Annotated in this window: 15 protein-coding genes; 10 read left to right on the forward strand and 5 right to left on the reverse strand. The window is 63.8% G+C overall.

The window, feature by feature from the left end; all coding sequences use genetic code 11:
* Positions 1–369 precede the first annotated feature (369 nt).
* From FJ423_RS25160 to FJ423_RS25180, 5 genes are all read right to left on the reverse strand, one after another.
* Positions 370–1,464, reverse strand: a complete 1,095-nt coding sequence (locus FJ423_RS25160) for a glycosyltransferase family 4 protein (RefSeq protein WP_140845709.1) — start codon at positions 1,462–1,464, stop codon at positions 370–372.
* A 350-nt stretch (positions 1,465–1,814) separates the two neighbouring features.
* Positions 1,815–2,957 (reverse strand): DegT/DnrJ/EryC1/StrS aminotransferase family protein, encoded by a 1,143-nt coding sequence (locus FJ423_RS25165; protein WP_140845710.1) that lies wholly within the window; start codon positions 2,955–2,957, stop codon positions 1,815–1,817.
* 254 nt (positions 2,958–3,211) lie between these two features.
* Positions 3,212–4,135: a carbohydrate kinase gene (locus FJ423_RS25170; protein WP_140845711.1), complete on the reverse strand. Its 924-nt coding sequence runs from the start codon at positions 4,133–4,135 to the stop codon at positions 3,212–3,214.
* A complete protein-coding gene (locus FJ423_RS25175) occupies positions 4,132–4,578 on the reverse strand; it encodes an RbsD/FucU domain-containing protein (RefSeq protein ID WP_095766828.1) in 447 nt (148 codons plus the stop codon). The genes FJ423_RS25170 and FJ423_RS25175 overlap by 4 nt, the downstream gene beginning before the upstream one ends.
* Before the next feature lies 1 nt (position 4,579).
* Entirely contained in the window at positions 4,580–5,803 is a 1,224-nt protein-coding gene (locus tag FJ423_RS25180) for an ROK family transcriptional regulator (protein ID WP_140845712.1), read from the reverse strand.
* A gap of 212 nt (positions 5,804–6,015) precedes the next feature.
* Here FJ423_RS25180 and FJ423_RS25185 point away from each other — a divergent pair, with 212 nt between their 5' ends.
* The 10 genes from FJ423_RS25185 to FJ423_RS25230 all read left to right on the forward strand — a co-directional run bounded on the left by FJ423_RS25185 (position 6,016) and on the right by FJ423_RS25230 (position 22,443).
* Positions 6,016–7,050 carry a sugar ABC transporter substrate-binding protein gene (locus tag FJ423_RS25185; protein ID WP_095767162.1) on the forward strand — a complete coding sequence of 345 codons (1,035 nt, stop codon included), beginning with the start codon at positions 6,016–6,018 and terminating at the stop codon, positions 7,048–7,050.
* A gap of 162 nt (positions 7,051–7,212) precedes the next feature.
* Positions 7,213–8,274: an ABC transporter permease gene (locus FJ423_RS25190; protein WP_140541596.1), complete on the forward strand. Its 1,062-nt coding sequence runs from the start codon at positions 7,213–7,215 to the stop codon at positions 8,272–8,274.
* 2 nt (positions 8,275–8,276) lie between these two features.
* Positions 8,277–9,059, forward strand: coding sequence for an ATP-binding cassette domain-containing protein (locus FJ423_RS25195; RefSeq protein WP_176477005.1), 783 nt, complete (start codon positions 8,277–8,279; stop codon positions 9,057–9,059).
* A gap of 142 nt (positions 9,060–9,201) precedes the next feature.
* Positions 9,202–11,664 (forward strand): glycogen/starch/alpha-glucan phosphorylase, encoded by a 2,463-nt coding sequence (locus FJ423_RS25200; RefSeq protein ID WP_140845713.1) that lies wholly within the window; start codon positions 9,202–9,204, stop codon positions 11,662–11,664.
* A 154-nt stretch (positions 11,665–11,818) separates the two neighbouring features.
* Positions 11,819–14,032, forward strand: a complete 2,214-nt coding sequence (gene glgB, locus FJ423_RS25205; RefSeq protein ID WP_140845775.1) for a 1,4-alpha-glucan branching protein GlgB — start codon at positions 11,819–11,821, stop codon at positions 14,030–14,032.
* 63 nt (positions 14,033–14,095) lie between these two features.
* Positions 14,096–15,364, forward strand: a complete 1,269-nt coding sequence (gene glgC / locus FJ423_RS25210; protein WP_140635175.1) for a glucose-1-phosphate adenylyltransferase — start codon at positions 14,096–14,098, stop codon at positions 15,362–15,364.
* A gap of 152 nt (positions 15,365–15,516) precedes the next feature.
* Entirely contained in the window at positions 15,517–16,962 is a 1,446-nt protein-coding gene (gene glgA, locus FJ423_RS25215; protein WP_140845714.1) for a glycogen synthase GlgA, read from the forward strand.
* 3 nt (positions 16,963–16,965) lie between these two features.
* On the forward strand, positions 16,966–18,594 hold the full coding sequence (locus FJ423_RS25220) for an alpha-D-glucose phosphate-specific phosphoglucomutase (protein WP_140845715.1): 1,629 nt from the start codon (positions 16,966–16,968) through the stop codon (positions 18,592–18,594).
* A gap of 196 nt (positions 18,595–18,790) precedes the next feature.
* Positions 18,791–20,788, forward strand: a complete 1,998-nt coding sequence (gene glgX / locus FJ423_RS25225; RefSeq protein WP_140845716.1) for a glycogen debranching protein GlgX — start codon at positions 18,791–18,793, stop codon at positions 20,786–20,788.
* On the forward strand, positions 20,788–22,443 hold the full coding sequence (locus tag FJ423_RS25230) for an alpha-glucosidase family protein (RefSeq protein ID WP_140845717.1): 1,656 nt from the start codon (positions 20,788–20,790) through the stop codon (positions 22,441–22,443). The genes glgX and FJ423_RS25230 overlap by 1 nt, the downstream gene beginning before the upstream one ends.
* Positions 22,444–22,448 lie beyond the last annotated feature (5 nt).

Raw genomic sequence — 22,448 nt, forward strand, 5'->3', positions numbered from 1 at the left:
CGTATGTCGCCATAGCTGTCCGCGACGACGAAGCAGTCCTCATGCTTCAGCGCAAATTGCCTATGCGGCTCGCGCGGTGCCGATTCATCGAGTGCGGGGAGAGCGACCGCTGGATTAAGCTTGCGTTCTTCGACTTCGATGCTCATCTCATCCCTCCTGTTCAGACGGCCGATGCAGGCGCTCATCGCATATGCCTGCGCCCGACCATCTCCTATCAACAGTATCTCGCATCAATGCTGCGATGCCTATGATCCCGAGAGCGTCATTGAAATCTTGGCGGATATTCGGCGAAGCTTCCGCTGTTCGAGTCCGATCGAATGCGGCGGGAACCCGGCGATTCTAACCGCCAACTCGTCTCAAGCGGTGCTGTTAAAAAGTGCTGGCTATTTCAGCCGCGTTTTCGGCGAACCCGTTTCGCGAGCCGAGTGGAAATTGCTCGTCGCGCGCCAGCAGGCGGTAGATCCCCAAATAGTCGGTGCACATGCGCCCGACCGTGAATCGCCTTTCAAAAGTTTTCCGCACACGTGCGCGATCGAGACTGCCTATCCGCCGCACAGCTTCGACGCCTTCGTCAATGCTTTCCACTATCAGTCCGGACACGCCATGATCGATGACCTCCGGAACGGCTCCGCGGTTGAACGCAACCACCGGGGTACCGCAGGCCATCGCCTCGATCGTCACGAGGCCGAACGGCTCCGGCCAATCGATCGGAAACAGCAGCGCCGTCGCATTGCCCAAAAATTCCGCCTTCGCACGCTCATCAATTTCGCCGATGAACTCGACATTCGAATGCCGAAGCACCTGTGGTTCGACCCTGTCGCTCCAAAATGATTGGTCCACTGCGTCGATTTTGGCTGCGATCTTCAGCGGCATTCCGGCGCGCGCGGCGATTTCTATCGCGGCCTCCGGTCCCTTTTCGGGTGAGATGCGGCCGAGGAACGCGAGGTATCCAGCGGCTTTCGGCCGGAATGGCAGGAGATTGTTCGGCAGGCCGTGATAGATCGTTCCAAGCCAGTTGACCGGCGGCATGGGCCGGCGCTGGTCGTCCGAAATCGAGACCAGTGGAATGTCGTTGAACATCGCGTAAAGCTGCGCCAGGTCCGGAAGGTCGAGCCGGCCATGAAGCGTGGTAACGGTTCGCTGCGCGAACTCTCGAATTATCGGGAAATGGAGAACGTCGACGTGGAAATGCAGCACGTCGAATTCATTCGCCCGTCTGCGAACCTCTTCAAGCATCATGACGTGGTAAGGAATGGGATTCTGTGCTTTCTGATTCAGGCGTAGCGCAACGTCGCAACATGCCACCAGTTCGGCCGAAGTACGTGAATCGCCGCTGGCGAACAAAGTCACGTCATGGCCCCTTCGAACCAACTCTTCCGTTAAATAGGAAACGATGCGCTCGGTCCCGCCATAGAACTTGGGTGGCACGGACTCAGTCAGGGGTGCGATCTGGGCAATCTTCATGTGCAGGGCATCCTGGAACGAAAGTCGGCCTTCAACGAACCGGGGACGGCAGCGGTTACTCCTTCTCCCGGTTCGCCGTTCTCGCGAACTTTCGGACTGCTAATTTGTTCCCGGCATCAATCACTTCGCCGTGGCATCGTATGCAAAAGTGAAAGGGCGGAATGTAAACTGCCAGACGGGCAAGCCCGTTGGCGAACATGGCGGCGATCGAGGCGCCGGTCAGGCTGACAAAGAAAGACCGCAGAGCATGTACGCTGCGGCTGATGCAGTGCGGCCGCATTCAGGCTTGGCCTGGCTGTGAGTCCTATGCGATGGCGACCCTCTGTCGTCTTGAGCGACACTGAGGGAGATCAGGCCGCCGCTACATGCGCCGAGTTCGAGCCGATGTAATTCCTGATCGTCTCGATAATCCGGCCCTGGTCGGCTTCGCTCAAATAGGCATGCATCGGCAGGCAGAGGATCTGCTTCGGCAATTCCTCCGAGACGGCAAGGCCGGTCGGCGTGCGCGGATAGTGCTTGTAGGCGACCTGCTCGTGCAGCGGCTTCACATAATAGATCACCGACGGGATGCCCTTTTCGCCGAGATGGGCCTTGAGCCCGTCGCGCTTCGGCGTCTCGATGGCGTACTGCGCCCAGGCCGAGCGGCCGTGGCCGAGATTGCGTGAGGCCTTGACGATGTCGCCAAGGCCCTTGGCATAGCGGTCCGCGACCACCTGCCTGGCCACCATCTCATCCTCGAGGATGGCGAGCTTTTCGATCAGGATCGCCGCCTGCAGCGTGTCGAGGCGCGAATTGATGCCGACGCGGACATTGTCATATTGCGTCTCGCCCTTGCCGTGGAAGGCGAAGGAACGGAGCTTGTCGGCCAGCGCAGCATCGTTGGTGAACATCGCGCCGCCATCGCCGTAGCAGCCAAGCGGCTTCGCCGGATAAAAGCTGGTCGAGCCGACATGGCCGAAGGCGCCGCACATGGTGCCGTCGGCGGAACCGCCCATCGACTGCGCAGCGTCCTCGATCACCAACAGGTTCTCGCGCCTGGCGATCGCCATGATCGCCTCGTAATTCGCGGAGAGCCCGAACAGATCGACCGGGATGATCGCCTTCGGCTTCAGCCTACCTTCCTTCTTGATCATCTCGATCGCCGCCTCGAGGCTGGCGATGTCGATGTTATAGGTGTCGCGGTCGACGTCGACGAAGACCGGCTCGGCCTTGGCGAGCGCCACCACCTCGGCGGTGGCTGCGAAGGTGAAGCTCGGCACGAACACGGCATCGCCCGGGCCGATGCCGGCGGCAAACAGCGGCAGGAGCAGCGCGTCGGTGCCGTTGGCGCAGGCGACCACATGCCTGACGCCGATATAGGCGGCGAGCTTGTTCTCGAATTCCGCAACCTGCGGCCCGAGGATATAACGGCCGTCCTCGACGACGTGGTCGATCGCGGCCTTCAGCCGGTCGCGGATACGTTCGCGCTGCGCGCCAAGATCGATGAACTGCATGTCGCCCTCGAAACTGCCTGTAAAACCGGCCCGCTGGTAACAGACTTGAACCGGCTGAGAAAGCCGGTGGCGGCCGGCGCAAATTGCTCAGGTGTCGCAGCCTGTTGCCGATTTTGCCGGCGCAATGCCTGAAAAACCCGGAAATCCGAGCCGCGAGAGGCGTTTTCCGGCCCCTCTTATCGCGTCGTTGCACCGGTGGGAAACATAAAGTGATCGGCCGCGAAGGGCGGATTCGCGTCCGCTCCCACGCTGGATCAGGCGATTTCGTGCCGCCAGGGCGGGTTGGCGCCGGCCCGCGAAACCGTCACCGCCGCCGCCTTGGCGCCGAGCTCCAGCGCCTGCCGGATCGCATCTTCCGGCAGGTCGCCGATCGCCGCTTTGGTGAGCAGGCCCTGCTCGTGCAGGGAGGCCAGAATGCCGGCGTTGAAGGTGTCGCCTGCGCCGACCGTGTCGATGACCTTCACTTTCTGCGGCATGACGGTGACCTTGTGCGCCTTGCTGTAGCCGACGGCGCCTTCGCTGCCATGGGTGACGACGATCAGCTTCGGCCCGCGCTCCAGCCAGTTGCGCACCACGTCCTCATGCGAGCCGGCCTCGTCGAACCATTTGAGATCCTCGTCGGACAGTTTAACGATGTCGGCCATCGCCATCATCTCGCGGATACGCCTCAGATGCTTCGCCTTGTCGGGGATGAAATTCGGCCGGATGTTGGGGTCGAGCATCATCACCCGACTCCGGTGCTCGCGCCGCATGAATTCCTCATAGGCGGATCCCGCCGGCTCGGAGATCAAGCTGATGGCGCCGAACAGCATCGCCTCGATCTCGGACCCGAGCTTCGGCAGGTCCTCGATGGTGAGCATGCGCCCGGCGGTGTTCTCGTCATAGAAGGTGTAGGTCGCCTGGCCGTTGGTGAGCCGCACGAAGGCGAGTGTCGTCGGACGCGGCGAGGTGTGCGCATAGGTGGAACTCACCTTGCTTGCGCCGAGCGCCTCGCGGAACTGGCCGCCGAACAGGTCGGAGGAGAGGCCGGAGAAGAAGCCGGCCGGAGCGCCGAGCCGGCCGAGCGCGATCGCCGAGTTGAACACCGCGCCGCCGACATAGGGCGCGAAGGCCGCTTCGCCTTGCGTCGTGGTGCGCGGCAGCATGTCGATCAGGGCTTCGCCACAGCAAAGGATCATGTCGTCTTGGTCTCCGGCGGATGGATCACGCCCTTGCGAATGATGATGTTGGCAAAGAGCCTGGGTTCGCTGGTCGCAACGATGGCGTGCGCCGCCTTGACGCGTGCATAGAAGTCGGGCCCGGCCAGCGCAACCACCTTGTGGCCCGGCGCACGCCTGGCGCAAACCGATTCCATCTCATGATGCACGGCGTCGGCCAGCGCCGGGTCGCCCTTCACCGAGGCACGAAACAATGCCTCCGGCACAGCCTCGTCCACCGGCAGCACACTGAGCACGGCGTCGAGGACGGCTATAACGTGGTGGCCGTCGGCGCGAATCAGCCGCCGCGCCTGTTCCTCGGCCGGATAATTGCCGTCGACGATCGCGATCTCGTCGCCATGGCCCATTGCCCTGAGCGTCGCCAGGAACTGGGGCCCGAGCAGCGACGGGATGCCGATCAGCATGTCAGGCCCCTCCGGACGTGTGAGGCCCGATCAGGAAGCGCTCCGAGAGCGGCAGGCTGGCGCCGCCCATGGCGCGTGCGTGAATGCCGACCGTTCCCTCGCGCACGACAGGCAGTTTCAGTCCTTCGGCATCGACGCGGGCGATCGCTTCCGTGACGGCATCGACCAGCCGGCGCCGCACATCGAGCGGCATCCAGCCGTCGATAACTGCCGCTTCGAAATCGATGACCGACGAGGCAGCGACAATGGCATAGGCCAGCGCCCGCGATGCGCTGGCGATCCACTCGTCGAGATCGGCGCCGATCTCGCCCCATTCCTGCGGCGAGGTCCACAGATAGGAGCCGTCGATGCCCTTGGCGGAGAGCGCCTTTTCCAGCATCGCGATCGAGGCGACGTCGATGAGCTGCGTTGGCTTGCCGTCCGGTCCGGGCACCGGCATCGAGCCCAGCGCGCCGGCGTTGCCGTTCGGCCCGCTGTAGAGGCGGCCATTGAGCACGATGCCGCCGCCGGCGAAGGCGCCGATGTAGAAATAGACGAAATCGCGCGCTGCGCCCGCTCGTCCGAAGACGAGCTCCGCGCCGCAAGCCGAAGTCGCGTCGTTCTGCAGGTAAACCGGGAACTCGCACTGCCCCTGGATGTCGGCGCGGATGTCGCGATGGCGCCATTCGTCCATGATCTCGCGCGGCGCGCCGGCCGTGTCTGCCCAGTTCCATAGCTCGAACGGCATGGCGATGCCGAGCCCGGCAATGCGCTTGTCCTGGGCCGGCGTCAGTTCGCCGCGCATCGTCTTGATGCCGGCAGTGACGAATTCGACAGTCTCGCGCGGTGCGGGATAGCGGTAGGAATGCTGCAGCATGGCGCGCACATTGCCGAGGAAGTCGATCAGCACGAGCTCGGCCGAGCGCCTGCCGATCTTGAGGCCGATAAAAAAAGCGCCTTCCGGATTGAGCGCCATCGGAATCGACGGTTGGCCGATCTTGCCGCGCAGCGGCGCCTGGCGCACAAGCAGCTTGTCTTCCTCGAGCTCGCGCATGATCACCGACACCGTCTGGGCCGACAGCCCGGTCATACGCGCAATGTCGGATTTGGCCAGGCTGCCATGCTGGCGCACCAGGGACAGCACGAGCCGCTCATTGTGGTCGCGCATGCCGCTCTGGTTGGTGCCGCGGTGCAGCCGGCTCTCCAAAGCCTCGGGCGAACCGTGCCTCGCAATGCCGGTCTCCACCCTGTTTCCTCCCGTCTGTTTCCCCTCGATACTTTTCGTTCAGAATGGGTGAACAGCGCAAGGCTGTCAATAATAAATAAGAGTGATTTAATTATTGACAGCCGTTGCGGACTGGTGTCTTTTGATCTGGCGTCCACGCTGGGAGAAATGGTTGGATGCGTTTGAGGCGCCGGGTTGGCTGGCGTCCGGAATGGTTCCACTGGGAGGAAATCGTGACCAAGAAATCGCTGCTGAAATCCACCGTATTCGCGGCGGCCGGGCTGGGCCTGCTCGCGTTCGCCTCGTCCGCGTCGGCCGCGGGCGTCGGCGCCTGCCTCATCACCAAGACCGACACCAATCCCTTCTTCGTCAAGATGAAGGAGGGCGCGACCGCCAAGGCCAAGGAACTCGGCGTTGACCTCAAGACCTATGCCGGCAAGATCGACGGCGACAGCGAGAGCCAGGTCGCGGCGATCGAAAGCTGCATCGCTGACGGCGCCAAGGGTATCCTGATCACGGCTTCCGATACCAAGGGCATCGTGCCGACGGTGAAGAAGGCGCGTGACGCCGGCCTGCTGGTGATCGCTCTCGACACGCCGCTCGACCCGATCGACGCCGCCGACGCCACTTTCGCAACGGACAATCTCGAAGCCGGCAAGCTGATCGGCGCCTGGGCCGCCGCTACGCTTGGCGACAAGGCCAAGGACGCCAAGATCGGCTTCCTCGACCTGACCCCCTCGCAGCCGACCGTCGACGTCCTGCGCGACCAGGGCTTCATGATGGGCTACGGCATCGACGTGAAGGACCCCAACAAGATCGGAGACGAAACCGATCCGCGCATCGTCGGCCATGACGTGACGAACGGCAACGAAGAGGGCGGCCGCAAGGCGATGGAGAACCTTCTGCAGAAGGACAACACCATCAACGTCATCCACACCATCAACGAGCCGGCCGCTGTCGGCGCCTATCAGGCGCTCAAGGCCGTCGGCCTCGAGAAGCAGGTGCTGATCGTCTCGGTCGACGGTGGCTGCCCGGGCGTGAAGTCGGTCACCGAAGGCGTCATCGGCGCCACCTCGCAGCAATATCCGCTGCAGATGGCGGCGCTCGGCATCGAGGCGATCGCCGCCTTCGCCAAGGACGGCACCAAGCCCAAGCCGACCGAAGGCAAGAACTTCTTCGACACTGGCGTCAACCTTGTCACCGACAAGCCGGCCAATGGCGTCAAGTCGATCGACACCAAGGAAGGCCTGGCCAAGTGCTGGGGCTGATGCTCTGAGAGGTCCACGAACCGTGCGGCTGGGGGCTTGATCCCCGGCCGCATCGGGTGGACGATGCGCTTTCGTCAAAGCGCGACAATCCTGGCGACAAGACCGGAATAGGCGTCGACGGCGTGTGCGGCAATGAGAGGCCGTATGCAGACGGGAGGACATATGTCTCAGATACAGGAATTCGAGAAAGTACTTACGGGAAGCGACACCAGCGTCGCCGCCTTCGACGAGCACAAATCGGCCGTCAAGCGCGCCCAGCACTTCCTGCACTCCACGCCGGCGGCGGTGCCGCTGATCGTGCTGGTTCTGTCGGTCATCATCTTCGGCATCGCCATCGGCGGACGTTTCTTTTCGTCCTACACGCTGACGCTGATCCTGCAGCAGATCGCCATCGTCGGCATTCTCGGTGCCGCGCAGACATTGGTCATCCTGACCGCTGGCATCGATCTCTCGATCGGCGTCATCATGGTGATTTCGGCGGTGATCATGGGCAATTGCGCGGTGACCTATGGCATGCCGGCCATACTCGCCGTGGCGATTGGGCTTGCCGCCGGCGGCGCCTGCGGACTGCTCAATGGCCTCCTGGTCGCCTACATGAAGCTGCCGCCCTTCATCGTCACGCTCGGCACCTGGAACATCGTCATGGCCACGAATTTCATCTATTCGGCCAATGAGACGATCCGCGACACCGACGTCGACGTGCAGGCGCCGCTGCTGCACCTGTTCGCGGTGAGCTTCAGGGTCGGCTCTGCCGTGCTGACGCTTGGCGTCATTGCCATGGTCCTGCTGGTGATCCTGCTGTGGTACGTGCTCAACCACACCGCATGGGGCCGCCATGTCTACGCCGTCGGCGACGATCAGGAGGCTGCGAAACTGTCGGGCATCCAGACCAAGAAAGTGCTGATGACGGTCTATGCCCTTGCCGGGCTGATCGCCGCTTTCGCGGCTTGGGTCTCGATCGGCCGCAATGGCTCGGTCTCGCCGTCGGCCGCTGTCACCGACTACAATCTGCAGGCCATCACCGCGACGGTGATCGGCGGCATCTCGCTGTTCGGCGGGCGCGGCTCGATCCTCGGCACGCTGTTCGGCGCCATGATCGTCGGCGTCGTCTCGATGGGCCTCAACATGCTGGGCGCCGATCCGCAATGGAAGGTGCTGCTCACCGGCGTGCTGATCATCGGCGCCGTGGCGATCGATCAATGGATCAGAAAGGTTTCGGCATAGTCATGACCCAGGAGCCCATTCTCACAGCGCGCGGCCTGATCAAGCGCTATGGCCGCGTTACCGCCCTCGACAATGCCGATTTCGACCTCTATCCGGGCGAAATCCTCGCCGTCATCGGTGACAACGGCGCGGGTAAATCATCGTTGATCAAGGCGATCTCCGGCGCGGCCGTGCCCGACGAAGGCGAAATCCGGCTTGAGGGCAAGCCAGTTGCCTTCAAGTCGCCGATGGAGGCCCGGGAAGCCGGGATCGAAACCGTCTACCAGAACCTCGCCCTGTCGCCGGCGCTGTCGATCGCCGACAACATGTTTCTCGGCCGCGAGATCCGCAAGCCAGGTCCGCTTGGCAGCTGGCTGCGCATGCTCGACCGTCCGGCGATGGAGAAGCGTGCTCGCGACAAGCTCACGGAACTCGGCCTGATGACCATCCAGAACATCAGCCAGGCGGTGGAGACGCTTTCGGGCGGCCAGCGCCAGGGCGTGGCGGTGGCGCGTGCTGCCGCCTTCGGCTCGAAAGTGGTGATCATGGACGAGCCGACGGCCGCCCTTGGCGTGAAGGAAAGCCGCCGCGTGCTTGAGCTGATCCTGGACGTCAAGAAGCGTGGCCTGCCGATCGTTTTGATCTCGCACAACATGCCGCATGTCTTCGAGGTGGCGGACCGCATCCACATCCACCGGCTTGGAAGGCGTCTCTGCGTCGTCGATCCTAAGCAGATTTCCATGTCGGATGCGGTGGCGCTGATGACCGGCGCCAAGAAGCCGCCGGAGGACGCGCTGGCGGCTTGATCCCCACGACATGTCCCTGTTGCCGAAGGCGGGCTGATGGGTCGGTTGAGTAAATCGATTGAACCTATGCTGCAACGCACTAAGATGGGCTGGGAGGAACGGTGAAAGCCGCTATGATCAGGCCAGTTGAACGAGAGGCAGCATGACATCCGCCATGACGATCGAAGTCCCTGTTCTCGACAATCCCGACCCCAAGACGCTCGCCGAAGAAGTCTTGATGTCGCTCAAATACCGGGTCGGCAAGGACACAACCGTCGCCACGCCCTATGACTGGCTGACCGCTTCGATCAAGGTGGTGCGCGACCGCATCGTCGATCAATGGATGCAGGCGACCAAGGAGGCTTACGACCAGCAGGAAAAGCGCGTCTATTATCTTTCGCTCGAATTCCTGATCGGGCGCCTGATGCGCGACGCCTTCTCCAATCTCGGTCTGATGGAGAACATGCGCGAGGCGCTGTCCTCGCTCGGCGTCGACCTCGACCTGATCGCGGGGCTCGAGCCGGACGCGGCACTCGGCAATGGCGGCCTCGGCCGTCTTGCCGCCTGCTTCATGGAAAGCATGGCGACCGTCGACATCCCCGCCCATGGCTACGGCATCCGCTACGCCAATGGTATGTTCCGCCAGGAAATCCACGGAGGCTGGCAGGTCGAATTGCCGGAGACCTGGCTCGATCACGGCAATCCCTGGGAGTTCGAACGGCGCGAGCGTTCCTTCGAGGTCGGCTTCGGCGGCTCGGTGGAATCGATCACCTCGAAGGATGGCCGGCTCGAACGCCACGTCTGGAAGCCGACCGAGCATGTGCTGGCCGTCGCCTATGACACGCCGGTGGCCGGCTGGCGCGCCAGGCGCGTCAACACGCTGAGACTCTGGTCCGGCATGCCGATCGACCCGATCCTGCTCGACAAGTTCAATGCGGGCGACCACATCGGCGCGCTGGCCGAGAGCAACAAGGCCGACGCGCTGTCGCGCGTGCTTTATCCTGCCGATTCCCACATGGCCGGCCAGGAGCTGAGGCTGCGGCAGGAATATTTCTTCTCCACCGCCTCGCTGCAGGACATCGTGCAGCGGCATTTGAGCCAGTATGGCGACCTGAAATCGCTGCCCGACAAGGCGGCGATCCACTTGAACGACACCCATCCCGCGGTCGCCGTTCCGGAGCTGATGCGGCTCCTGATGGACGTCCACGGCATGGACTTCGACCAGGCCTGGGACATCACCAGACGCACCTTCGGCTACACCAACCACACGCTGTTGCCCGAGGCGCTTGAAAGCTGGCCGGTGCCGCTGTTCGAGCGTCTGCTGCCGCGCCACATGCAAATCGTCTACGCCATCAATGCGCAGGTGCTGCTCGAGGCCCGCGCCACCAACCAGTTCTCGGGTGATCAGATCGCCCGCATCTCGCTGATCCAGGAAAATGGCGACCGCCGCGTGCGCATGGGCAATCTGGCCTTTGTCGGCTCGCATTCGATCAACGGCGTCTCGGCGCTGCACACCGAGCTGATGAAGGAGACGGTGTTCGCCGATCTCCACAAGCTCTATCCCGATCGCATCAACAACAAGACCAACGGCATCACGCCCAGGCGCTGGCTGATCCAGTGCAATCCCGGCCTGACCTCGCTTGCCCGCGAGGCGATCGGCGACCGCTTCATGGACGACATCGAGGCGATCAAGGATCTCGATCCGCTCGCCGATGACGCGGCTTTCCGTGAGAAATTCGCCGGTGTGAAGCGGCAGAACAAGGCGCGGCTCGCCAATCTCGTCGCCGACCGGCTCGGCATCAGGATCGATCCGTCGGCGCTGTTCGACATCCAGGTCAAGCGCATCCACGAATACAAGCGCCAGCTGCTCAACATACTGGAAGCGATCGCGCTGTACGATCAGATCCGCTCGCATCCGGAACGGGACTGGATGCCGCGCGTCAAGATCTTCGGCGGCAAGGCGGCGCCCAGCTATCACAACGCCAAGCTGATCATCAAGCTGGCCAACGACGTCGCGAAGGTCATCAATGGCGATCCGTCGGTGCGCGGCCTGCTGAAGGTGGTGTTCGTGCCGAACTACAATGTCAGCCTGGCCGAGGTGCTGATGCCGGCCGCCGATCTCTCGGAGCAGATTTCGACCGCCGGCATGGAAGCTTCGGGCACCGGCAACATGAAGTTCGCTCTGAACGGCGCCTTGACCATCGGCACGCTCGACGGCGCCAATGTCGAGATCAAGGAACATGTCGGCGACGACAACATCTTCATCTTCGGCCTCACCACCGCGGAGGTCGCCGAACGGCGCAACAATGGCTACAATCCGCGCGGCGTGATCGAGACCTCGTCCGAGCTGTCGCAGGCGGTATCGGCCATTTCCTCCGGCGTCTTCTCACCCGACGATCCCGACCGCTATCGCGACCTGATGAACGGGCTCTACCAAAGCGACTGGTTCATGGTGGCGGCCGACTTCGATTCCTATGCCGCCTGCCAGCGCGAGGTCGACGCCGTGTGGCGCAACAGCCCCGACTGGTACGCGCGCGCCATCCGCAACGTCGCCCGCGTCGGCTGGTTCTCGTCCGATCGCACAATCCGCCAATATGCGAAAGACATCTGGAACGTGCCCGTCTGATATGATTGCATGAGCCACAAAGAATGTGGCCAGATGCATGTCGCCCAAAAGTGCGTAGCGGTTTTGGGACCACGACATGCACCAAGACAAAGAACGGCGCATGCCGGAGCGAGGCATGTGCCAGAACAAGGTGCCCTGGGAGGGCGACCGTTTGATGAGGAAGCCGCGCGCGACCGCTGCGACAAGCGGGCCGGACGGACTGGCGCCAGCCGGCGATGTCGCGGCGATTGTCGCCGGAACGCACGGCGATCCCTTCGCGGTCCTGGGCGTGCATGAAGCCGGCAAGGGCTTCATTGCCCGTTGCTTCGTGCCCAATGCCGAATTCGTCACCGCCTACACGCTGACCGGCAAGGAGGTCGGCGAGCTTTCCCGCAGCGACGATGCCGGCTTCTTCGAGGGCAAAGTCTCGATCCGCAAGCGCCAGCCGCTGCGCTATCACGCCAGGAATGCCGGCGGCGATTGGTGGCTGACCGATCCCTATTCCTTCGGCCCGGTGCTCGGTCCGATGGACGACTATTACATGGCCGAGGGTTCGCACTTACGGCTGTTCGACAAGCTCGGCGCCCACATCATCGATCATGAGGGCGCCACCGGCGTCCATTTCGCCGTCTGGGCGCCCAATGCGCGGCGCGTCTCCGTGGTCGGCGCCTTCAACGAATGGGACGGCCGCCGACACACGATGCGCGACCGTAAGGACACGGGCATCTGGGAATTGTTCATTCCCGATATCGGCGCGGGCAAGCCCTACAAGTTCGAGATCATCGGGCCCGACGGCGTGCGCCTGCCGCTGAAGGCCGACCCGTTCGCCTTCGAATCGGAATTGCGCCCGGCGACCGCCTCGGTGACGGCGCCGCCCATGGCGCATCAATGGGACGACGAGGCGCATCGCGGCTATTGGCGCAAGGCCGATCCCCGGCGCGAGGCGATCTCGATCTACGAGGTCCATGCCGGCTCCTGGCAGCGCCGCGACGACGGCACATTCCTCTCCTGGGACGAGCTCGCCGCGCGGCTGATCCCCTACGTGGTCGACACCGGCTTCACCCATATCGAGTTCCTGCCGATCTCGGAGCACCCCTACGACCCGTCCTGGGGCTACCAGACCACCGGGCTTTATGCGCCGACAGCCCGCTTCGGCGACCCCGACGGCTTCGCCCGTTTCGTCGATGGCGCGCATCGCGCCGGCGTCGGCGTCATCCTCGACTGGGTGCCGGCGCATTTTCCGGTCGACGAGCACGGGCTGGTGAAATTCGACGGTACGGCGCTCTACGAGCATGCCGATCCGCGCCAGGGCTTCCATCCCGACTGGAATACGGCCATCTACAATTTCGGCCGCCGCGAAGTGGTGTCGTTCCTGGTCAACAACGCGCTGTTCTGGGCCGAGAAATACCATGTCGACGGCTTGCGCGTCGACGCGGTCGCCTCGATGCTCTACCTCGATTATTCGCGCAAGGCCGGCGAGTGGATCCCCAACGAGAAGGGCGGGCGCGAGAACCTGCAGGCCGTCAGCTTCCTGCAGAAGATGAACAAGGAGGTCTACGGCCACCACCCCGGCGTGATGACGATCGCCGAGGAATCGACCTCATGGCCGAAAGTGTCGCGACCCGTGCATGAAGGCGGCCTCGGCTTCGGCTTCAAGTGGAACATGGGCTTCATGCACGACACGCTGGAGTATCTCTCCAAGGAGCCGATCTTCCGCAAGCACCATCACAACGACATCACCTTCGGCCTGGTCTACGCCTTCTCCGAAAATTTCGTGCTGCCGCTTTCGCATGACGAGGTCGTGCACGGCAAAGGCACGCTGCTCCACAAGATGGCAGGCGACGACTGGCAGAAATTCGCCACGCTGCGCGCCTATTACGCCTTCATGTGGGGCTATCCCGGCAAGAAGCTCCTGTTCATGGGCCAGGAATTCGCCCAGCGCCGCGAGTGGAGCGAGGAACGCGCGCTCGACTGGGACCTGCTCGAATTCGCGCCGCATCGCGGCGTCTGGCAGACGGTGCGCGACCTGAACTATCTCTACCGTTCGCGCCCGGCGCTGCATGCGCGCGACTGCGAGCCGGAGGGCTTCTCCTGGCTGATCGTCGACGACCGCGACAATTCGGTCTTCGCCTGGCTGCGCAGCGCGCCGGACGGCAATTCGATAGCTGTCATCTCCAATTTCACGCCGGTGCCGCGCGAGAACTATCGCGTGCCGCTGCCGAAGGCGGGAAAATGGCGCGAGATCATGAATACCGACGCCGAGGTCTATGGCGGCTCCGGCATGGGCAATAGCGGCATGGTCGAGGCAAGCGGGGAAGGAGGCGGCGTATCGGCGACGATGCTTTTGCCGCCGCTGTCGACGATCATGCTGGAATTCGTCACGGATTGAAGCAGATGATGTCTCATCCTGCTCTTGCAACAGTCCGGGCAGCTTGTTTGGGAGGGTAACAGAATGGCAGAGATCAGAAGAACCCAGCCGCTGGCACGCGATGCCATGGCCTATGTGTTGGCCGGCGGCCGCGGCAGCCGCCTCAGGGAGCTGACCGACCGGCGCGCCAAGCCGGCGGTCTATTTCGGCGGCAAGACGCGCATCATCGATTTCGCCCTCTCCAATGCGCTCAACTCCGGCATCCGCCGCCTCGGCGTCGCCACCCAGTACAAGGCGCACTCGCTGATCCGCCACCTGCAGCGCGGCTGGAACTTTCTGCGGCCCGAGCGAAACGAAAGCTTCGACATCCTGCCTGCATCGCAGCGCGTCTCGGAAACGCAGTGGTATGAAGGCACGGCCGACGCCGTCTACCAGAACATCGACATCATCGAGGCCTACGGCCCCGAATACATGGTCATCCTCGCCGGCGACCACATCTACAAGATGGATTACGAACTGATGCTGCGCCAGCATGTCGACGCCGGCGCCGACGTCACCGTCGGCTGCCTGGAAGTGCCGCGCATGGAGGCGACCGGCTTCGGCGTCATGCATGTCGACAAGAAGGACAACATCATCGCTTTCGTCGAAAAGCCGGCCGATCCGCCCGGCATTCCGGATAAGCCGGAATTCGCCCTGGCGTCGATGGGCATCTATGTCTTCAAGACCAAGTTCCTGATGGAGCAGCTGCGCCGCGACGCCGCCGAGCCCGGCTCCAGCCGGGACTTCGGCAAGGACATCATCCCTTACATCGTCCAGCACGGCAAGGCGATCGCCCACCGCTTCGCAAAATCCTGCGTGCGTTCCTCGCACGAGGCCGAACCCTATTGGCGCGACGTCGGAACGGTGGACGCCTATTGGGAAGCCAATATCGACCTCACCGACATCACGCCTGAGCTCGATCTTTACGACCGCGACTGGCCGATCTGGACCTATGCCGAATTAAAGCCGCCGGCAAAGTTCGTGCATGACGAGGACGGCCGCCGCGGCGAGGCGATCTCCTCGCTTGTCTCCGGCGACTGCATCGTTTCCGGCGCCTCGCTGCGCCGCAGCCTGATCTTCACCGGCGCCCGCATCAATTCCTATTCCAAGCTCGAGGAAGTGGTGATGCTGCCCGACGTCCAGGTCGGCCGCAACGCGAGCCTCAAGCGCGTCGTCATCGATCACGGCGTCCACATCCCGGAAGGACTGGTGGTGGGCGAGGACCCGGCGCTCGACGCCAAGCGTTTTCGCGTATCGGAGAAGGGCATCTGCCTGATCACGCAGGACATGATCAACAAGTTGTCGACCCCGTAGGGTCGATCAGCAGCCTGTCGGCCTGATGAGGTTGATCGGCTGTCAACCTGACAAGGTTGATCAGCAGGCTGACGAGGTCGATCAGCAAGCTGACGACTGGATCAACAGGTTGTCACTTTGACCTGTCATCTTGAGATCGGAATGTGGAGCGCATGCAGGTTCTGTCGGTCACGCCCGAAATCTTCCCGCTGATCAAGACCGGCGGGCTTGCCGACGTCGCCGGCGCCTTGCCGATCGCGCTTGCCGGCAAGGGCGTGGCGATGCGCACCCTGGTTCCGGGCTATCCCGTGGTGATGGCGGCCTTCGCCAAGAAGAAGGCGGTCTACCAATATCCGCTGCTGCAGGGCGCCAAGGCTTCGATCCATGCCGCCAAGATCGGCGATCTCGATCTCTTCGTTTTGGACGCGCCGCATCTCTTCGATCGCCAGGGCGGCCCTTACGGCACCGCCTCCGGCGCCGACTGGCCGGACAACTGGCGCCGCTTCGCCGCGCTCAGCCAGGCCGGCGGCGACATTGCCGGTGGCGCGATCTCCGGTTACCAGCCCGACATCGTGCATGCCCATGACTGGCAGTCGGCGATGACGCTTGCCTATATGCGCTACGGCAAGGCGGTCGGCGTGCCGTCGCTGATCACCGTGCACAACCTCGCCTTCCAGGGCCAGTTCGGCGCCGGCATCTTCGGCGAGCTCGGCTTGCCGAGCGTGGCGATGCAGCTCGACGGCGTCGAATATTATGGCGGCGTCGGCTTTCTCAAGGCCGGCCTGCAAGCCGCCTGGGCCATCACTACGGTCAGCCCGACCTATGCGCAGGAAATCCGCTTGCCCGAATTCGGCATGGGTCTCGACGGGCTGATAAACATGCGCTCCACCGATCTCTACGGCATCGTCAACGGCATCGACGTCGACATCTGGAACCCGCAGACCGACAAGCATCTGGTCGCCAACTATTCGGCCGAGACGCTTGCGGCGCGCGGCAAGAACCGCAAGGCGGTCGAAGAGCGCTTCGGCCTGGAAGCGGATGGCAGCCCGATCGTCTGCGTCATCAGCCGGCTGACCTGGCAGAAGGGCATGGACATCCTGGCCGCGGTCGTCGACGGCATCGTCGCCGCCGGCGCGCGGCTGGCGATCCTCGGCTCAGGCGACGCCGGCCTCGAAGGCACGCTGCTTGCCGCCGCCGCCCGGCATCGCGGCCGCGTCGGCGTCGTCGTTGGTTACGACGAAGACCTTTCGCACATCATGCAGGGCGGTTGCGACGCCATCATCATTCCGTCCCGCTTCGAGCCCTGCGGGCTGACCCAGCTCTATGGCCTGCGCTATGGCTGCGTGCCGGTCGTCGCCAGGACAGGCGGTCTGGCCGACACCATCATCGACGCCAACGAGGCCGCCTTGTCGGCCGGCGTCGCCACCGGCTTCCAGTTCGCGCCCAACAATGGCGGCGCGATGCTCCACGCCATCCAGCGGCTGGTCGAGCAGCATGCGCGGCCCGCGACCTGGGCCTCGATCCAGCGCCAGGGCATGAAGGCCGATGTCTCCTGGGACAAGAGCGCCGAAAAATACGTCGAACTCTATCGCTTGCTGCTTTCAAAAAGGGCTGCCTGAGGCATGATCAAAACCGTCCCCACCAAACCCTATACCGACCAGAAGCCAGGCACCTCCGGCCTGCGGAAAAAGGTGCCGGTGTTCCAGCAGGAGCACTACGCCGAGAACTTCATCCAGTCGATCTTCGATGCGCTGGACGGTTTTCGGGGCAAGACGCTGGTGATCGGCGGCGACGGCCGCTTCTACAATCGCGAGGTCATCCAGAAGGCGATCGCCATCGCCGCCGGCAACGGCTTCGGCAAGGTGATGGTCGGGCAGGGCGGGATTCTGTCGACGCCGGCCGCCTCCAACATCATCCGCAAATACAAGACCTTCGGCGGCATCATCCTGTCGGCCAGCCACAATCCGGGCGGCCCGCACGAGGATTTCGGCATCAAGTACAATGCCGGCAATGGCGGCCCGGCGCCGGAAAAGATCACCGACGCGATCTTTGCCAAGTCGAAGCAGCTCAAGAGCTTCAAGATCGCCGATATCGGCGCCATCGACATCGACACCATCGGCACCGTCAAGGCCGGCGACATGACGGTCGAGATCTGCGACCCGGTCAAGGACTATGCCGAACTGATGGAAAGCCTGTTCGACTTCAACGCGCTGAGGAAGCTCTTCAAGTCGGGCTTCCGCATGCGCTTCGACGCCATGCATGCGGTAACCGGCCCCTATGCCAAGGAGATCCTCGAACGCCGGCTCGGCGCGCCGGACGGCACCTGCCGCAACTTCAAGCCGCTGCCCGATTTCGGCGGCCACCACCCGGACCCGAACCTGGTGCACGCAAAGCACCTCTATGACGAGATGATGGGGCCCGACGCGCCGGATTTCGGCGCGGCTTCCGACGGCGACGGCGACCGCAACCTGATCATCGGCAGAGGCATCTTCGTCACGCCGTCGGACTCGGTGGCGATGCTTGCCGCCAATGCCAAACTGGCGCCGGGCTACAAGGACGGTCTGAAAGGCATTGCCCGCTCGATGCCGACCAGCGGCGCCGCCGACCGCGTCGCCGAAAAGCTCGGCATCGGCATCTACGAGACGCCGACCGGCTGGAAGTTCTTCGGCAACCTGCTCGATGCCGGCATGGCGACCATTTGCGGCGAGGAAAGCGCCGGCACCGGCTCCAACCATGTGCGCGAGAAGGATGGGCTGTGGGCCGTGCTTCTGTGGCTCAACATCCTCGCTGCGCGCGGCGAGAGCTGCAAGGACATCGTCACCAAGCATTGGGAGACCTACGGGCGCAACTATTATTCGCGCCACGACTACGAGGAGGTCGAGAGCGATCGCGCCAATGCGCTGGTCGACGAATTGCGTGCCAAGCTGGGCTCGCTGCCCGGCACGACCGTGCGCGGCCTGAAGATTGCCAAGGCCGACGATTTTGCCTATCGCGATCCGGTCGACGGCTCGGTGAGCGAGCATCAGGGCATCCGGATCCTGTTCGAGGGCGGCTCGCGCGTCGTGCTTCGCCTCTCCGGCACCGGCACGTCAGGGGCGACGCTGCGCGTCTATATCGAGCGCTACGAGCCGGACAAGGCAAGGCACGACCTCGACACGCAAGAAGCGCTCGCCGATTTGATCGCCGCCGCCGACGACATCGCCGGCATCAAGAGCCACACCGGCCGCAACAAGCCGAGCGTGATTACTTGAGGGTGGCGTGGCGCGACTCCCCCTTCTCCCCTTGTGGGAGAAGGTGTCGCCGAAGGCGACGGATGAGGGGTGCTCCAGCTTGGCGCAAACCGGCGCTCGCATCGCCGGCGCCTCATTTCTTCCAACACCCCTCATCCGTCTCGGCGCTGCGCGCCGATCCACCTTCTCCCACAAGAGGAGAAGGGGAGGCGCTCGCATGACCCTCGGCGCCACCATCACCCCCGAGGGCATCCGCTTCGCCGCCTGGTCGTCATCCGCGAGACGTCTTTGGGTCTCGATCTTCGACGACACCGGCGCGCTTGAAACCGACCGGCTGGAGCTCAACCCCGAAGGCGGGGGCGTGCACGCGCTCCTTGTCTCCGGCCTTGGTGACGGCGCGCGTTACGGCTTCCGCGCCGACGGCGACTATGCTCCGGAGCGCGGCCTGTGGTTCGATCCGAACAAGCTTCTCGCCGACCCCTATGCCGTCGAGGTCGATCGTCCATACCAATATCATTGGCGGCTTGCCGCCAAACGCAACGAAGGCGCCGACACCGCTCCGCTGATGCCGAAGGCGATCGCGCGTTCGCTGCCCAAACCGGTGCCGCCTCAGCCGCCGCTGTTCCGGCCTGGCGGGCTGATCTACGAGCTCAATGTCCGCTCCTTCACCAAGCTGCATCCGGACGTGCCGGAAACCCAGCGCGGCACCATCGCGGCGCTCGCCCATCCGGCTGTCGTCGAGCACCTGAAGCGTCTCGGTGTGTCGGCCGTCGAATTGATGCCGGTCACTGCGTCGATCGACGAGCGGCATCTGCCGCCATTGGGGCTGAGCAACGCCTGGGGCTACAATCCCGTCACCTTCATGGCGCTCGATCCGCGCCTCGCGCCCGGCGGTTTCAAGGAACTGCGCGACACCGCCGCCGTGCTGCGCAAGGCCGGCATCGGCACCATCCTCGACCTCGTCTTCAACCACACCGGCGAAAGCGACCGGCTCGGGCCGACTTTGTCGCTGCGCGGACTGGATGCGATAGGCTACTACCGGCACCAGCCGGACGGCAGGCTGGTCAACGACACCGGCACCGGCAACACCGTCGCCTGCGACCATCCGGTTGTGCGCGAGATGGTGCTCGACACGCTCCGTCACTTCGTCCGTTTCGCCGGCGTCGACGGCTTCCGCTTCGATCTGGCGCCGGTGCTCGGCCGCGTCGACGGCGCCTTCGATCCGGAAGCGCCGCTGCTTCGGGCCATTGCCGGCGATCCCGTGCTCTGCGACCGCGTGCTGATCGCCGAGCCTTGGGATATCGGTCCGAGCGGCTACCAGCTCGGAAATTTCCGGCCGCCATATCTGGAATGGAACGATCGTTATCGCGATGATGTCAGGCGCTTCTGGCGCGGCGATGCCGACGCGGTAGGCGTCTTGGCCACAAGGCTTGCAGGTTCCTCCGATGTCTTCGGCAGGGAAGGCCAACCGGCGAGCCGTGCGGTCAATTTCATCGCTGCACATGACGGCATGACGCTGGCCGACATCGTCGCCTATGAGCGCAAGCACAACGACGCCAACGGCGAGCACAATCACGACGGCCACAACGACAATTTGTCATGGAACAACGGCGCCGAGGGCGAGACGGACGACGCGGCGATTGCCAAGGCGCGCTTCGACGACCAGCGCGCGCTGCTGGCGACACTTTTCGCCTCGCGCGGAACCATCATGCTGACCGCCGGCGACGAGTTCGGCCGCACGCAAAAAGGCAACAACAACGCCTATGCGCAGGACAATGCCATTACCTGGCTCGACTGGGCCGGCCGCGATCAGGCGTTGGAGCGATATGCCTCATCGCTCTCTGCGATGCGTCGTGCCTTTCCCGCGCTGTCGGACACGCATTTCCTGACCGGAAAGCCGGCTGATGCTTCGGCCATTCCGGATGCCGAGTGGCTGACGGAGACGGGCGCGCCGCTCGGCGAGACGGAGTGGAACGATCGCGATCGACATCGCCTTGTCATGATGCTCGGCGATAGCGGAGGCAGTCGCCTTGCCGTCATGGTCAATGGCGACCGCCGCCAATGCGTCTTCACCTTGCCGGTCCGGGACGGCTACGAGTGGCGCCCGGCGATCGAGGCGCAGCCGGTCGATCTTGCGCGGCCGCTGCCCGGCCGCAGCGTCAATTTCATGATCGAGCGGCGCGCCGCTCAATCGCGCAACGGGAAGGGCTTGTGATGGCTGCCGAAAATTCCGGGCAAGGGAGCGAATGGTGGCGCGGCTGCGTCATCTATCAGGTCTATCCGCGCTCCTTCCAGGACACGACCGGCGACGGCAGCGGCGACCTCAAGGGCATCACCGCGCGGCTCGCCCATGTCGCGTCGCTCGGCGTCGATGCCGTCTGGCTCTCGCCCTTCTTCAAGTCGCCGATGGCCGACATGGGCTACGATGTATCCGACTATCGCGACGTCGATCCGATGTTCGGCACATTGGAAGATTTCGACGCGCTGGTCGCCGAGGCTCACCGGCTCGGCCTGAAACTCATCATCGACCAGGTGATCTCGCATTCTTCCGACAAGCATGAATGGTTCGTCGAGAGCCGCGCCAGCCGCGACAATGCCAAGGCGAACTGGTACGTCTGGGCTGACGCCAGGCCGGATGGCAGCGCGCCCAACAACTGGCAATCGCTGTTCGGCGGGCCGGCCTGGGAATGGGACGCCACCCGCCGGCAATACTACATGCACAATTTCCTCGCCGCTCAGCCGGATCTGAACTTCCACAATCCGGACGTTCAGGACGCGCTTTTGGACACCGTGCGCTTCTGGCTGGAGCGCGGCGTCGACGGCTTCCGGCTGGACACCGTCAACTACTATGTCCACGACCGCTGGCTGCGCGACAACCCGCCCTTGGCCGCGAGCGTCGCCGGCACCAATGGCGCCACCAGCACCTACGCCTTCCAGGAGCATCTTTTCGACAAGACGCGGCCCGAAAACCTCGACTTCTTGAAACGTTTCCGCGCGCTGCTCGACGAATATCCAGACCGCGCCGCGGTCGGCGAGGTGGGTGACGAGGAGCGCTCCTTGCAGACGCTCGCCGCCTACGTATCGGGCGGCGACAAATTGCAGATGTGCTACACCTTCGACTTGCTCAGTCCGCAATTTTCTGCCGCCCATGTGCGCGGCTGCGTGGAGGCGTTCGAGACGACCGCCCCGGACGGCTGGGTCTGCTGGGCCTTTTCCAACCATGACGTCGTGCGCCATGTCAGCCGCTGGACGCGGCCAGGCGAGAGCCCGGACGCGGTGGCGAAGTTCTCGATCGTGCTGCTTGCCTGCCTGCGCGGTTCGATCTGCCTCTATCAGGGCGAGGAACTCGGCCTCGAGGAGGCGGAGCTAGCCTATGAGGATCTGCGCGATCCCGTCGGCATCCGCTTCTGGCCGGGCGTGAAGGGCAGGGACGGTTGCCGCACCCCGATGGTCTGGCAGGCGGAGGCGGACAATGCCGGCTTCTCCACGGCCAAGCCCTGGCTGCCGGTGCCGCAGGCGCATCGCGCCCGGGCGGCCGACGTCCAGAATGGCGAGGAACGGTCGGTGCTTGCCGCCTATCGCTCGATCCTTGCCTTGCGCAAGAGCCATCCGGCACTGATCCAAGGCTCGATCCGCTTTCTCGAGGCCGAGGGCGATGTGCTTGCTTTCCTCCGTGAGCGCGACGGCGAAAAGCTGCTTTGCGTTTTCAATTTCTCGACCGAGGCAACAGGCTGGGCGCTGCCCACCGAGATCGGCGAGGCCGAGATAGCGGCATTTGACGTTGACGCCGCCGGCGTTCTTACAGGTGTTGTCGAGGACAGCGTGCTGGCGCTGCCGCCTCTGGGCAGTTTCGTCGGCAGGATTGGCTGACTGGG

The organism is Mesorhizobium sp. B2-8-9 (assembly GCF_006439475.1).
Taxonomy (GTDB): Bacteria; Pseudomonadota; Alphaproteobacteria; order Rhizobiales; family Rhizobiaceae; genus Mesorhizobium.

Excerpts from the sequence above, each read along its gene's own strand:
- FJ423_RS25160 (WP_140845709.1), bottom strand. The coding sequence starts at position 1,464 with ATGAAGATTGCCCAGATCGCACCCCTGACTGAGTCCGTGCCACCCAAG.
- FJ423_RS25165 (WP_140845710.1), bottom strand. The coding sequence starts at position 2,957 with ATGCAGTTCATCGATCTTGGCGCGCAGCGCGAACGTATCCGCGACCGG.
- FJ423_RS25170 (WP_140845711.1), bottom strand. The coding sequence starts at position 4,135 with ATGATCCTTTGCTGTGGCGAAGCCCTGATCGACATGCTGCCGCGCACC.
- FJ423_RS25175 (WP_095766828.1), bottom strand. The coding sequence starts at position 4,578 with ATGCTGATCGGCATCCCGTCGCTGCTCGGGCCCCAGTTCCTGGCGACG.
- FJ423_RS25190 (WP_140541596.1), top strand. The coding sequence starts at position 7,213 with ATGTCTCAGATACAGGAATTCGAGAAAGTACTTACGGGAAGCGACACC.
- FJ423_RS25195 (WP_176477005.1), top strand. The coding sequence starts at position 8,277 with ATGACCCAGGAGCCCATTCTCACAGCGCGCGGCCTGATCAAGCGCTAT.
- FJ423_RS25200 (WP_140845713.1), top strand. The coding sequence starts at position 9,202 with ATGACATCCGCCATGACGATCGAAGTCCCTGTTCTCGACAATCCCGAC.
- glgB (WP_140845775.1), top strand. The coding sequence starts at position 11,819 with ATGAGGAAGCCGCGCGCGACCGCTGCGACAAGCGGGCCGGACGGACTG.
- glgC (WP_140635175.1), top strand. The coding sequence starts at position 14,096 with ATGGCAGAGATCAGAAGAACCCAGCCGCTGGCACGCGATGCCATGGCC.
- glgA (WP_140845714.1), top strand. The coding sequence starts at position 15,517 with ATGCAGGTTCTGTCGGTCACGCCCGAAATCTTCCCGCTGATCAAGACC.
- FJ423_RS25220 (WP_140845715.1), top strand. The coding sequence starts at position 16,966 with ATGATCAAAACCGTCCCCACCAAACCCTATACCGACCAGAAGCCAGGC.
- glgX (WP_140845716.1), top strand. The coding sequence starts at position 18,791 with ATGACCCTCGGCGCCACCATCACCCCCGAGGGCATCCGCTTCGCCGCC.
- FJ423_RS25230 (WP_140845717.1), top strand. The coding sequence starts at position 20,788 with ATGGCTGCCGAAAATTCCGGGCAAGGGAGCGAATGGTGGCGCGGCTGC.